At 38.7% G+C, this 14,226-nt stretch carries 12 protein-coding genes; 3 read left to right on the top strand and 9 right to left on the bottom strand.

The window, feature by feature from the left end:
* Window positions 1-57 precede the first annotated feature (57 nt).
* The 7 genes from PXG98_RS08875 to folE all read right to left on the bottom strand — a co-directional run bounded on the left by PXG98_RS08875 (window position 58) and on the right by folE (window position 6,149).
* Window positions 58-1,317 (bottom strand): ATP-binding cassette domain-containing protein, encoded by a 1,260-nt coding sequence (locus PXG98_RS08875; protein WP_276390387.1) that lies wholly within the window; start codon window positions 1,315-1,317, stop codon window positions 58-60.
* A 257-nt stretch (window positions 1,318-1,574) separates the two neighbouring features.
* Entirely contained in the window at window positions 1,575-2,102 is a 528-nt protein-coding gene (locus PXG98_RS08870; RefSeq protein ID WP_276390385.1) for a GNAT family N-acetyltransferase, read from the bottom strand.
* A gap of 1 nt (window position 2,103) precedes the next feature.
* Window positions 2,104-2,595 carry a DUF192 domain-containing protein gene (locus PXG98_RS08865; protein ID WP_276390383.1) on the bottom strand — a complete coding sequence of 164 codons (492 nt, stop codon included), beginning with the start codon at window positions 2,593-2,595 and terminating at the stop codon, window positions 2,104-2,106.
* Window positions 2,596-2,610: 15 nt separating this feature from the next.
* A complete protein-coding gene (lgt, locus tag PXG98_RS08860) occupies window positions 2,611-3,579 on the bottom strand; it encodes a prolipoprotein diacylglyceryl transferase (RefSeq protein ID WP_276390382.1) in 969 nt (322 codons plus the stop codon).
* A 142-nt stretch (window positions 3,580-3,721) separates the two neighbouring features.
* Window positions 3,722-3,955, bottom strand: a complete 234-nt coding sequence (gene yidD, locus PXG98_RS08855) for a membrane protein insertion efficiency factor YidD (protein ID WP_276390381.1) — start codon at window positions 3,953-3,955, stop codon at window positions 3,722-3,724.
* A 19-nt stretch (window positions 3,956-3,974) separates the two neighbouring features.
* Complete coding sequence (gene cysS, locus PXG98_RS08850; RefSeq protein ID WP_276390380.1) at window positions 3,975-5,453, bottom strand: cysteine--tRNA ligase; 1,479 nt, start codon at window positions 5,451-5,453, stop codon at window positions 3,975-3,977.
* 15 nt (window positions 5,454-5,468) lie between these two features.
* Complete coding sequence (gene folE, locus PXG98_RS08845; protein WP_276390378.1) at window positions 5,469-6,149, bottom strand: GTP cyclohydrolase I FolE; 681 nt, start codon at window positions 6,147-6,149, stop codon at window positions 5,469-5,471.
* A gap of 138 nt (window positions 6,150-6,287) precedes the next feature.
* On the opposite strand from folE, the gene PXG98_RS08840 reads away from it, so the two are divergent.
* Both PXG98_RS08840 and PXG98_RS08835 read left to right on the top strand, forming a co-directional pair.
* The gene (locus tag PXG98_RS08840) at window positions 6,288-8,093 is read left to right on the top strand and encodes a T9SS type B sorting domain-containing protein (RefSeq protein ID WP_276390376.1); all 1,806 of its coding nucleotides are present in this window, start codon (window positions 6,288-6,290) and stop codon (window positions 8,091-8,093) included.
* A gap of 125 nt (window positions 8,094-8,218) precedes the next feature.
* Complete coding sequence (locus PXG98_RS08835) at window positions 8,219-9,646, top strand: T9SS type B sorting domain-containing protein (protein ID WP_276390374.1); 1,428 nt, start codon at window positions 8,219-8,221, stop codon at window positions 9,644-9,646.
* Window positions 9,647-9,665: 19 nt separating this feature from the next.
* Here the strand turns inward: PXG98_RS08835 and PXG98_RS08830 are convergent, their stop codons facing one another.
* Together PXG98_RS08830 and PXG98_RS08825 are read right to left on the bottom strand one after the other, a co-directional pair.
* A complete protein-coding gene (locus PXG98_RS08830; RefSeq protein WP_276390372.1) occupies window positions 9,666-11,180 on the bottom strand; it encodes an OmpP1/FadL family transporter in 1,515 nt (504 codons plus the stop codon).
* Between the two features lie 35 nt (window positions 11,181-11,215).
* Entirely contained in the window at window positions 11,216-12,592 is a 1,377-nt protein-coding gene (locus PXG98_RS08825; RefSeq protein WP_276390371.1) for a hypothetical protein, read from the bottom strand.
* Window positions 12,593-12,688: 96 nt separating this feature from the next.
* On the opposite strand from PXG98_RS08825, the gene proS reads away from it, so the two are divergent.
* A complete protein-coding gene (gene proS, locus PXG98_RS08820) occupies window positions 12,689-14,164 on the top strand; it encodes a proline--tRNA ligase (RefSeq protein WP_276390370.1) in 1,476 nt (491 codons plus the stop codon).
* Window positions 14,165-14,226: the final 62 nt, after the last annotated feature.

Below are 14,226 nucleotides of genomic sequence, written 5' to 3'. Positions count from 1 at the left end.
AGGTAGTGTTTAATTTGAAAAGGCATAGGCTTATGTCTTAGGGATTCTATTTTTTAATTAGTTTTCAGTAATAGTCTTTACTATTCCTTCGGATCCATTATTAGTTGGGACTAAGACGTACTCTAATTTCGCCTTCAGCAGTGGCTCCTCTCTATGAGACACAAAAATTATCGCCGTATTACTTTCTTCGGACATTCTATTAGTTAGCGCAACTACCGCCCTTGCACTTGAATCATCGAGACCCGAGGTTGGCTCGTCCAGAATAAGCAGTGGAGGATGTTTTATCATGGCTCGTATACACATAATAAGATGTTTATCTCCTTGACTTAGTTTATGAAAGTAAGTATCTCTTTTATCCTCCATATCAAGCAGTCGTAACCATTTTAATGCTAACCTTCTATGCACGTTACTAGGTTTTATATACAGACCTATGGAATCGAAAAGTCCGGAAATAATCATATTCTCCAAGGTGTGGTAACCCTTAAAGCGATCAATCATCGCTGGAGTAAAATACCCCATAGACTTCTTTAGATCCCAGACACTTTCCCCCTGTCCTTTTTGAAAACCCAAAAGATAAATGTCTTGTCCATAGGCCTTAGGACTGTCTCCGTTAATCATAGATAGGAGTGTGGTTTTTCCACTTCCATTTGGGCCGGATAGTTTCCAAAATTCACCTGGACGAATCCTCCAGTTTATATTGTTCAAAATTGAAGAACTCCCATAGCTTACACTTACCTTATTTAGTTTTACAAGATTAGTGTGGTTGTAGGAAATTGTATCCAGTGCCTCCGGAATAGAATTCGTCCAGCTAGGAGTTTTTTTGAAACTAATCTTGGATAAATCATCTAGTGGAATAAAAGTATTGCTTTTTAAAAGGTAGTAACTGTTAATAAAAGGAAGTAGATCGGCTTTTCTACTTATAAAGAGTAAGATATATTTGGTTTTGGATAGAAGTTTCAAATGGGTTATTAGATCTTTTTGTGAAGCGTGGTCTAAATTGTCTAGAGGGTTAATCAGTATAAGGTATTCGGGTTTTGTCTGTAGTAAATGATTCAGAAGTGCTTTTTTTCGCTCCCCGCTACTCATAGATAGCAAGCTCTGATCTTTGTTGAGGCTAGGCCACTTTTTATCGTGAATGGTTTCTTCTTCTATGAAGTAGTCAAGAATTCTTTTAGAGAATAGAGCCCCCTGAAGACCCTGTAAATAGTTGAATTCTTTGGCAAGATTTTTTCCTTTTAGTAGGTCTTCTACCAGGTCGTTATATTGAGATTGATTAGTATAAAATATTGCCTTATGACCTTTCGGAGAGATAGACATTTAAATAGAGTTTTAACAAATATAGAACAAGCTCTTAAATGTTTCATTTTTGCTTAAAAACAAAAGAGATATATTATTTTAATTCCTTAATTTCGAAAGCTTTATAAATTCCCCCACAAATTTTATTTAAGCAATGAGTAAGCGGACTATTAAAATTATACAGGCTTGTACTATTTGCCTTTGTTTGATTATGGGCCTCGTTTTTCTTTTAGACTTTATGTTTAATTAGGGATTTCATCTCCTCCCTTTGGAAAGTATTATTTAAGCTTAACTCTGTATATATGTACGGGAATACCTTTGTAATTGGTGTGTTTATCTAAATACATATTATTGGCAATTGCTACCTTCTGAGAACCTATATTGTCTTTATGGATAATGGAAATCAAGGAGGTCGATAATTTGTTTTTTTGTGCATATGAGCGACACTGCTTTGCTGCCTCTGTGGCATATCCTTTTTGCCAATATTCCGGTAAAATAGAATAGCCAATTTCTAATTCTTGGATATTATCTACGGTTTGTACGAGTAACCCACACATGCCAATAAACTTGCCCGTCTTTTTTGAAATTAGGGCATTATGTCCTCCTAAATTATTCGTATAACGGTAAAATACTTTGTCGAACCAAGCCTTACAGGCTTCCTGTGGTTCTGGAATATTACCAACGAAGTATTGCATGCTCAAAGGTTCCTCGTGGAATGGTAACCAAGAATTAAAATCAGTGGGTTTTACTCTTCTGTAAATGAGACGTTTACTTTCTTGATTCTCGAGCAGAAGAGAGGTGGGCATCTTATAGTTGCGTATAAATTATTCTATCCCCAACCGAGATATTATGAAGTTTACACTGTCCTGCATTTATTTCTAAAACATATTGCACAGGGAATTCTGATGAAATACCTGTTTCATCAAACGGCTGTGCATTTTCTTTTAGACTTACAATCTTTAAATTCTCATCAATAAAGAGAATATCTAAAGGAATCTTGGTATTCTTCATATAAAAAGAGTGGTAAGCAAGATCCGAAAAGACAAATAGCATAGCTTCATTCTCTTTCATAGAATCCCTATACATAAGACCGGTCTGTGTTTCATAATCCGACTCGGCGATTTCAATATTGTATTGGCTAATTAGAGAGTCGGAATTAGCTTTATACAAAGACAATTCTCCTTCCTTAGTAAAAGAAATAGCCGCCGTCTCAACCTTTCTTTTTGTGTCTTCTGCGCAACCATTTAGTACGATAAGACCAAATAAAAGAAAAATATATCTATGCCAAAATGTTCTCATAACTTCAATCGAACACTAATTAGTTAGGGAAGACTTTTTATTTTTAAACATAAAATAAAAGCCTACCAGAATAAAAGGTATGCTCAACCATTGGCCAGTAGATAAGATACCCAGAGATTCTTCAAAACCACCCTGACTTTTCTTTACAAACTCAACAAAAAATCTAACCGTCCATAGCAGTACTAAAAACAACCCGAACAGAAAGCCAGCTTGATTCTTTTTATCGGTTTTCCAGTACAAATAGTACAATATTCCAAATACAAAGATATATGCTATTCCTTCATAAAGTTGCGCTGGATGTCTATAGGGTATTGCCTGCAAATAGGATGCAAATTTTGGATTACTTTCTAAGGCTGCATAAGCCGCATTAATCGTTTTCTCCTGGGTTAGCTGCAAGACCGCTGAGGCTGGCATATCATCGGAATCTCTAACGAATTTGGTGGCTAAAATGAAATTTTCATCGGTAACCTTTCCATTTATTTCCGAATTAAAGAAGTTCCCAAGACGCACACAAAAGGCTCCTATAGACACGGGGATTACTATCCTATCTAATACCCATAACATAGTCATGTCTGTATGTTTTTTAGTAAATAGATACATACCAATAATTATTCCAATGGCGGCACCATGACTTGCCAAACCTGTAAAACCTGTAAACTCATAACCGTTGATAATCCCGAATAAAGTACTTCCGCTTCTTTCTCTGATGGGAAGCAGTATTTCTGCAATATGATTCTGATAATAAGCCCAATCATAAAAGAATACATGTCCCAAACGAGCGCCCAACATTGTAGCTACGACGGTATATATAAAAAGAGAATCTAACTGCTCCAAAGATTTCTTTTCGTTTAAGAAGATCTTTTTCATTATAAACCAACCTATGGCGAAGGCTGCAATCCATAAGAGGTTATAATATTTTATTTGAAGGATACCCAATGTAAATAGGGTGTCGTCGGGATTCCAGGTAAAACCTAAAAAATACATAAGAAGGATTTTAAGAGGCTAATATAAGAAAATAGAGTGGAGCCAAAGCTTAAATGATACCCTAAGTTTATTCTAAAGTTTTGTGAATAAATCTATAATCAGAAAAGATATGAGATTTTATGTACTGCGATTTATATTATTCTCAGGGCACCGGATCATAGCCTTTACCACCCCATGGGTTACAACTGGCAATTCTCTTAATTGCAAGTAGCCCGCCTTTAAACAGTCCGTGTTTTTTCAAAGCTTCAATGGTGTACTGTGAGCAGGTAGGGGAGTATCTGCAACTAGCTGGCAGATAGGGTGAAATAAGATTTTGATATACCCTTACTAGAAAAATAAAAGGAGAAATTAGAATTTTTTTGATCGACAAAGCCATCTGCTACAATTAACAAGAATCAAAGGCTAAAGGTGGTGCCTTCTTTGCCATCTTTCAACTGTATTCCCATACTCGCCAATTGGTCTCTAATTTTATCGGAAGTTGCAAAGTCTTTATTTGCTCTGGCGTCGTTTCGAAGTTCTATCAGTAATTCTACAACGCCATCAAGTTTATCGGCTTCTCCCTCGTTGCCAGATTTAGCTTCAATGCCCAAGACGTCGAAAACAAATTCGTTTATAGAAACCTTTAGAAGGGCGAGATCTTCTCCTGTAATCTTCTCTTTATCCGCATGAATAAGATTAATATGCTTTACGGCCTCAAATAATTGAGCAATAAGAATTGGCGTATTAAAGTCATCGTTCATGGCATCGTAACACTTTTGTTTCCACGAAACAACATTGAAATCAGAGGTCTCTGCCGTTGGGAGCAGTTCTATTTTTTCAATAGCCTCCATAAGTCTGTGGTAGCCCTTTTCCGATGCTAATAAGGCCTCATTACTTAAGTCAAGAATACTGGTATAGTGCGCTTGCATCATAAAGAAACGGACCACTGAAGGCGTAAAAGCCTTACTTAAAATGGTGTTTTCTCCACTAAATATTTCTCCGGGAAGAATATTGTTGCCCGTAGACTTTGCCATTTTCTTACCGTTTAGGGTAAGCATGTTAGCATGCAGCCAGTATTTAACAGGGGAATGTCCGTTACTGGCTTCTGCCTGCGCTATTTCACATTCATGATGTGGAAATTTTAAATCCATTCCTCCTCCGTGAATATCAAATTCTTCCCCAAGATATTTGGTGCTCATAGCGGTACATTCAAGATGCCAACCAGGAAATCCATCCCCCCAAGGAGATGGCCATCGCATTATATGTTGTGGTTCTGCCTTTTTCCAGAGGGCAAAGTCTTGAGGATTTCTTTTTTCGTCTTGCGCGGTTAATTCACGAGTATTGGAAATCATATCTTCCAATTTTCTTCCGCTTAATTTCCCGTAGTCAAAGTCGGTATTAAATTTTTTAACGTCAAAATAAACAGAGCCATTTATTTCATAAGCATATCCTTTAGCAAGAATTTCCTTAATAATTTCCATTTGTTCAATGATATGACCAGTAGCGGTAGGCTCAATGCTGGGAGGTAAAAAATTAAACTTTTGCAAAATGGTATGAAAATCTACCGTATACCTTTGAACTACCTCCATGGGTTCAATTTTTTCCAGTCGCGCTTTCTTGGAAATCTTGTCCTCTCCATGGTCTGCATCATCTTCCAAATGCCCGGCATCTGTAATATTCCTGACGTAGCGAACTTTGTAACCCAAATGTCTTAGATATCTAAAAATCATATCAAAAGACATAAATGTTCTACAATTACCTAAGTGCACATTGCTATAAACTGTTGGTCCACAGACATACATGCCAACATGACCTTCATTTATGGGAACAAATAATTCTTTAGTGCCGCTAAGGGAGTTGTAAACTCTTAATTGCTGGTTTTTATTCAGATGCATTATTGGGTAAACGGATTAGTAGTTGGTGTCAAGGTTGATATAGTCTAGAAATTCTCTTCTTGTAAATTCTTCTTTAAATTTACCTCCGTATTCTGCAGTTACGGTACTGCTGTCTACATCTCGGATCCCTCGGGAATTTACACATAAATGTTTCGCATCAATAACGCAGGCAACATCTTCGGTTCCTAGAACTTTTTGAAGCTCTTTTACAATTTGAATATTAAGCCTTTCCTGTACTTGCGGACGTTTGGCGTAATAATCCACTATCCTGTTCATTTTGGAAAGCCCTACTACCGTACCTTTAGAAATATACGCAATATGGGCCTTGCCCACTATGGGCAAAAGATGATGTTCACAGGTAGAATAGACAGTAATGTTTTTCTCTACCAACATCTCGCCATATTTGTACTTATTGTCGAATGTGGATGACTTAGGTTTACGGTCAGGATGTAAACCTCCAAATATTTCTTTGACATACATTTTAGCAACACGCAAGGGTGTTCCTTTTAGACTGTCATCGGTTAGGTCTAATCCTAGGGTTTGCATAATTTCCTGGACATTCCTTTTGATTTGCTCAATTTTTTGATCATCATCTAAAACAAATGCGTCATTTCTCATTGGGGTTTCTTGGTTTGAGGAAACGTGGTCGTTTTCTATAGCATCAAACTTTTCTTCCCAAGCACCGTCTAATTTCATTTAAATACCTTTTTTAGGAAAGGCAAAGATATACATAATATGCCACTTTATCCCCAGTTAGTAGACTTACACAACATAAATTAGTGTTAAGACAAGTGGGCTCTTAATTTTATTTATTGGTTAATAGAGGTGTGTTTTATGCGGGGTATATACCTTCTTCTTCTTGTTAGTATAGTGGGCACTGTGGAACTAGCCTATGCTCAGGTATCCGCAGACTGCGCAACTGCTATACCCATATGTAACAATACACCAATAAATGGGGGTACTTTGGGATATGGAGTGGATGATTATCCTGGTCTCGCTAGTAGTGGATGCTTGGAGAGAACTCTCTCGGGAAGTATAGAGTCTAATTCGGCATGGTATCGGTTCAAGACCGCGGCATCCGGACAGCTTGGAATTAATATAGGTTTCGGTACCGCAGAGGATTGGGATTTTGCCTTGTATAAGACAGATAATTGTAATAATCTCGGAGAACCCGTTCGATGTAATTTCTTTGATAATAGCGATGGCGAGAGCTTTATGGGCATTGGGGAGAGCCCAAGTGGAACATCCAATACGGTCTTGTATGAAGAATGGCTAGAAGTTGCTCCAGGCGAGGAATACTACCTAATGATTAATAATTTTAGCAATACTAATTCTGGTTTCTCTATTCAGTTTTCGGGAGATATTTTTAACACTAATCCATATGATGCTTTGGATTGTTCTATAATTAGTAATCTTTTGGGCCCTCCTATCGCTGCCTGCGATACAGAAGAAGTTGTTTTGGATGCAAGTTTTCCCGGAGCCTTAGGCTATCGATGGTACCTTGACGTAGGTAATGGCTTTAACGAAATATTATCCGAAACAACGGCCACCTTTCAGGTAGCTGTCTCCGGTATGTATCGAGTGGATGTGAATACCGGACCTACTTCAAACATAATAAGTGATGTACAAGTGGTGTATTACGACACCCCTTATCTGAGTTCTTTATCGGATGAAACTTTTTGTTTCAACGGAGGTTTTTATGACCTTAGAAGTAAAGATGACGAAGCATTGGCAGGACAAGACCCTTCTGAAAATATAATTAGTTATCATCTTACCATGGATGATGCAATCTTAGGACTAAACTCCTTGAACGATACCTTTGTCCCGGCTATGGGAACTACTACAATCTTTGTAAGAGCAAGTTCTTTAGCTAATCCTCATTGTTTTGATGCATCCGGACAGTTCACTTTAAATGTTTTAGAGGCTCCTACCCTAGATTTTCCAACAGAAGTACAAATCTGCGAAAACAGTGCGCAAATTACTATTGGTCCTGCAGAAGTGTCACCATTTTACACTTATCTATGGAGTACCGGGGAGACCACACCTCAAATAAGTGTTATGGAGGCCGGTACTTATAACCTTATTGTAACTTCAGAATCTTCTGGGGTAAGTTGTTCAACAGAAACAGCGATCGATGTTTTAGTATCTGAAACTCCCAGATTATTGGAGGTTGTGGTGAACGACTTACGAGGCAATAATACTATTGAATTAGTAACAAATAACATAGGTAATTTTGAGTTTCAAATGGATAACGGTCCCTTTCAGGACGCGGCTATCTTTACGGAGGTTCTTCCAGGAATACATGTGATAAGGATTGTAGACCGAAATGGATGTGGTAGTATTACTGAAACGATAACCGTAGTGGGCTACCTTAGCTTTTTTACGCCTAATGGTGACGGAATAAACGATAATTGGTACTTAGAAGGTCTTCAAAGTTTGGAACAACCCATAGTGGAAATTTACGATAGATACGGGAAGCTTTTAAAAGTTTTGTCAGAGAGTAGTTTAGGTTGGAACGGGGATTTTAATGGTATTCCTTTGCCCTCGAGTGATTATTGGTTTAAACTTACTTATTTGGATTTTCAGGGGGAAAGGGTAGAAGCGAAGTATATTCAAAATCATTTTGCCCTTAAGCGATAAATAACCAATCTAATTGTACAAAGACGTTTATCGATAAAGTGATTAAAATCTTCGATAAGACATACTAAAAAACAGTGCATAGAGTTATAGTTATGATTATTTGTATAATTATAGCCCCATAATTTATGCGAACCCTCTTATGTTTCCTATGTTTTGTGCTCTTTATAAGTAGTAGAGTAGTAGCACAGAATTCACCGGATTGTAGAAGTGCAATTCCCGTTTGTGCAGATATGCCCATTTCTAACCTAGCGGATGGATTAGGTGATATAGAAGATTTTAACCCCGACGAAATTAGACAGTCTGGTTGTCTAGAGAAGGGGAGTGTTAGTTCTGCTAATATTGAGAACAATACTTCATGGTATGTATTTAGGGCAGGTACGGATGGGCAGATTGGATTTGATCTCGAGGCCTTACCCTCTGCAGGTTCTGCGATTACAGCAGAATGGGATTTTGCTTTATATGGGCCCGATACAGATTGCGCCAGTATAAGTAATGGCACTGCCCAGCCTATAAGATGTAATTATGAAGTAAATAGTACAAGGTATACCGGTATGGGTGTTAACCCAGAGAATGGGCAGGAAGGTGCACCACCTCTTACCGCAAATCAAAATACCTACGACGAGTATTTAGATGTTTTAGAAGGGGAAATCTATTATTTACTTATCAATAATTTTAACACCAATTTTGATGGGAATGCAGAGCCTTATATACTTACATTTACTGGAAGATCGGTAGAAGAGGACCAGGATACTGCTTTGGATTGTACTTTGCGAGATGAGTTTTTAGGCTTAGATATAATTGCATGTGAAGGAGATCCGGATATCACCTTAACAGCATTAAATTCTCCAGCAGGGCCTGATATTTCAAGTGTAACTTGGACTGTAGATTATGAAGATGATGGTGTAATAGATGCTACTTTAACTGGTTCCGGGCCCTTAGGAGCCGAGCTAGTTGTAAGCAGTCCAACCAGTGGCCGCTACTTTGTAGAAATACAAACAACCTTGGCGACGACCATTACCGATGATATTTTAATTACTTTTTATGGTGTTCCGACGCTTTTGCCAGAACCAAATGGGATAGTTGTTTTAGACGATTTATCGGATAGTAATAATGTAGAGTTTTTTGTAGATGGAGATGGGTCTTATGAATATGCCATTAATGGTGGGGAGTTTCAGGATGAATCCATTTTTATGGATATCCCTCCGGGCGTAAATACCCTTGTAATAAATGATAAAAATGGATGTGGAACTACTGAACCAATTCCATTTTTAATAGTTGGATATCCAAAATTCTTTACGCCAAATGGTGATGGTATCCACGATGCTTGGAATATTTTGGGTATTGAAACCCTTACCGACCCTGTGGTCTTTATTTTTGATCGATACGGTAAATTGCTTAAGCAATTAGATGCTTCAACCATAGGTTGGGACGGAACGTTTAACGGCAGACCATTACCTTCTTCCGATTACTGGTTTCGTTTAGAATACTCTCGTGACGAGAATGGCGTTCTAGTAGCCAATACTTTACGGAATCATTTTTCCCTGGTTCGTTAAGAAGATTAAAGGCTTGTTTCTAAAAGTTTAAAGTATAGCCAAAGCTAACGTTGTTAAGCACTGCATCTATTCTGGCCGGAGTTGTAACTCCAACATCGAATAATTCTTGTTCCGCAGAACGTTCAACTCTACTGTAGGTTATATCAAATCTACTAGCGCCAAAATTATACCCCAGACCAGCCGAAAAGCCATTGAGATCCCCTATAGTGAAGCCATTCGCATAAGGACTTTGTTCAAAGCGGTATCCACCTCTCAAACTTAGTCTTTTAATCCTGTATTCACCTCCAATTCGAAAAGTGGAGACAGCTCTTAATGTACTTGCAATTTCCGAATTTACCGAGCCAAAGCTCGGGTCTGCTGTAGGCTTTAATTTTGATTTCGACATGTCCTGATAGCTATAATCAAAACTCAAAAGCCCATTGCCACCAAAGACTAGGGCAAGACCTCCGTTAAACTTTCCAGGAGTCTGAATTGAGTAACCTGGGAAAAGATTTACAATATTAAAATCAATAAATCCGATATCTGGATTTTTATCCGGAAAATCTGTATTAATTCGTTGGGCTAAATCATCAGTTAAGTCGTACCATGTCGGGGACTGATAACTAGCACCCAGTCTTACTGCCTGATTAACTTTGGCAATCATTCCTAAACTAAAAGAAAACCCATTGCCTCTAGTTACTAATAAATTATCGAAGTTGGTAAACTGAATTGGGGAATCGGTATTGTATCCTCTCTCGCTAAATTGGGTATATTGTTCGTAATAGATACTGTGAAAATTCATGGACCCTCCAATATACAGCACATCTAAATATTGGGTAGCAAAGTTCATGGTAAACTTACTGTTGTAGCCATAAGTTTCTTGAAAATAGTCTTGATTTACCCTTTCGTAAAGCGCATTGCCAAAGTAGTTGGTGTTATTTGGGTCATCAAAATCTACAGGATCAATTACTCCCGATTGAAATCCTAGAAATGCCTGTTGAGGTCCAAATCCCAATTGTGATCCTATATCGAGATATACGTCTTCTATAAATTCATCCTCTCCAACCTGCAACTGATTAAGTGGCACGCCCTGAGCGAATGCCAAGAAATAGTTGTCAATCCCTTGTGTACTAGAACCCGCTACATAATATCTATTTCTAAAATTAGAGCTGAGATCATAGTTCAGGGCCAAGGTAAATTTTTTCCATTCTGAAGCTCTGCTACGATCTTTAAAAACGAAAACACCGCCTATCTGATTAATTTTAAAAGAATTTAGCCCCCCATTTCTAAAGGTCCCAAAATAAGTTGCGTCATTATTTCTATTATAATTTGTTCCTGTAAAGGTGAACTGACTATTATTGAAAACTGCGGAACTTGCCGGGTTAGCATTTAAAGCGGACAGATCTCCTCCTAAAGCTGTAAAAGCGCCACTTAGTCCTTGATATCTTGCCGTACCTTGAGTATTGTCTAAACTATATCGCAATACATCTTCAATGTTCTGGGCCTGTATGCTAATACATGCAAAGGCTAGGATGAAAAAAAAGGGATTTTTCATTTTTTTTAATTTAAGTTTAATTGCTATTTAAAGGATTATTGACGAGCTCCACCTCTTCCGGATGATCTTCCTCCACCAGAACGCATGCCTCCAGAACTTCTTCCGCCACCAGAACTTCTGTAACTTCCGCCACCAGAGCTTCTATATCCACTGGAACTTCTTGAACCTCCCGAACTTCTATATCCACTGGAGCTTCTTGAGCTGCCAGAGCTTCTATAGCCAGAACTACTTGGGCTGTAAGACCTATTAGAACCTCTATATCCTGAATTTCTACTGGTACTAGACCTAGAGGTCCTAGGCATACTGCTCCTTGCAGAACTTCTATATCCGGAACTGTTGGGACTACTTCTATATGCTCCATTGCTAGAATAAGATCTTCTAGAGGTAGTACGACTTGCATTCGGATTATAGGATCTATAGTTTTGACTTTTCCGACTACTGTAGCCTGGAACAGATCGCGTACTTCTACTAGACCTGTAGGTTCTATTGCGATCAATAGCATCTGCGCTTACGCTTCTTCTCCCACTATTTGCGCTATTATATCTTGAGGTTCTATTGGCTGAACTTGTACGTGCAGAAGCCGTTCTTGCCGAACTACTTCGTGTGCTACTGCTTCTTCCAGTAGTATTTCTATTCACCGTTCTTGTGCTTCTCGCGGTAGTGTTTGCAGAACTTCTACCTCTACCTGAAGTTAGATTAGACCTTCCCCTTAGTGAATTGGAAGTTAAGGCGTTATTGTAGTTATTGTAATAACCTCTACGTCCTCTGTTATAACCGTATTTTCCATAGGCGTAATATCCACCGCCATAGTAGCAGCAGCCTCCCCAGCCCCAACCGGGATAATATCCTCCCCAGCCCCAACCAGGACCCCAGTAGCCTCCGCCCCAGCCCCAGCCGATGCCCCAGTAGCCTCCGCCCCAGCCCCAGCCCCAGCCAGCGCTCCAGCCCCAGGCAGGACCCCAATAACCACCCCAGCCCCAGCCAGCACCCCAGCCAGCACCATTGTAGTTGTTGATCGTTACATTAGATGGATTATCACCCCATCCAGCGTCACCGAGATATTCATTATTATAGTCGAAATACGTTTCTTCTTGAGCGTTAGGAAGACTATCATTTTCAATATCCCCTCCGTAATAATCATCTACATTTGTGAAGACTTCACTATCCATGTAGCTTCCAAGGTCCTCAGCTTTCTGGTCAAAATAAGTACCGTAAAGGTCATTGTCTTCAACTTTCTTTTTCTGAGTACTTCGGGCCGGTGCAACATAGGTCTCCTCACTTTCATCAGCATATATCCCGTCATTATCATAATAAGAAGACTGCTGGTAAGAACCACAAGAGGTTAAAAGTCCAACTGTGGCAATGACCGTTAACATCTTTGCAGCTCTGTAAGAAAGTAAAGTTTGTATCATCACTAAAAAATTATATTGTTGGACATATTTAAAATAGTTAGTTTTACCGAACTATTACGCTAACTAAGTCACAAGAGTTGTGCCAAAGTATTATTCATGGGAAAAAAATTAACGAAGAGGAGCGAGGATTACTCCAAATGGTATAACGAACTCGTAATTAAGGCCGATTTGGCTGAGAATTCAGGGGTAAGGGGTTGTATGGTTATTAAACCATACGGTTTTGCTATTTGGGAAAAAATGCAAAGTGGTCTGGATAAAATGTTCAAAGAAACGGGACATCAGAATGCTTATTTTCCATTATTTATTCCAAAATCTTATTTAAGTAAAGAGGCAAGTCATGTGGAGGGCTTTGCCAAGGAATGTGCCGTGGTAACGCATTATCGCTTAAAAAATGCGGAAGACGGTAGTGGTATTATTGTAGATGAAGATGCAAAATTAGAGGAGGAGCTTATCGTTAGACCCACTTCAGAAACTATTATCTGGGATACCTACAGAAGGTGGATACAGTCTTATAGAGACCTGCCATTGCTTATTAACCAATGGGCCAATGTGGTAAGATGGGAAATGAGAACTCGCTTATTTCTTCGGACTGCGGAGTTTTTATGGCAAGAAGGACATACAGCGCATTCAACAGAGGAAGAAGCTATTAAAGAAGCTGAATTGATTTTGGACATCTATGCAGATTTTGCCGAAAATCAAATGGGTGTTCCGGTTATTAAGGGAACAAAGACAGAAAGTGAGCGTTTTGCAGGTGCTTTGGATACCTATTGCATAGAAGCGCTTATGCAAGATGGTAAGGCATTACAGGCCGGCACCTCACATTTCTTAGGACAAAACTTTGCCAAAGCTTTTGATGTAAAATACGCAACTAAAGAAGGCAAGCAAGAATATGTTTGGGCTACTTCCTGGGGTGTTTCCACGAGATTAATGGGTGCCTTAATTATGACGCACAGTGATGATAATGGATTGGTACTTCCACCTAAACTTGCACCAATTCAGGTGGTTATTGTTCCTATTTACAAAGGCTTAGAGCAACTAGATGCTATTTCAGAAAATATAGAGCCTTTAGTAAAAGAACTGCGAAAAAGAGATGTCTCAGTTAAGTATGATAAAAGAGATACCCACAAGCCAGGATTTAAATTTAATGAATACGAATTAAAAGGAGTTCCGATAAGAATCGCTGTAGGTCAGAGAGATTTAGAAAATGGGACCTATGAAGTAGCAAGACGAGATACCCTGGAAAAAAGTATCATTCCAGCATCAGATATTGTGGAGAAAATTTCAGGCTTGTTGGTAGAGATACAGGACAACATTTACCAAAAGGCAAAAAGCTTTAGAGAATCACATATTACCGAAGTAGAAACTTACACGGAATTTAAGAAAGTTCTTGACGAAAAAGGGGGCTTTATATCTGCACATTGGGATGGTAGTTCGGAAACAGAGGATCAAATTAAGGAGCAGACGAAAGCCACAATTAGATGTATTCCTTTAGGAGGAAACCCAGAAGAAGGTAGCTGTATGGTAACTGGGAAACCATCTGCGCAAAGAGTGCTCTTTGCTAAAGCTTATTAGAGGTATATAAAAAAATATATGTAGGTGTTGGTATAGTTAAAAATAATTGTATTTTTGCATCC

Source organism: Eudoraea chungangensis (assembly GCF_029360665.1).
In the GTDB taxonomy this organism is placed as follows: Bacteria; Bacteroidota; Bacteroidia; order Flavobacteriales; family Flavobacteriaceae; genus Eudoraea; species Eudoraea chungangensis.
The sequence above is the reverse complement of the archived record's forward strand: the minus strand, read 5'-3'. Positions and strand labels throughout refer to the sequence as shown.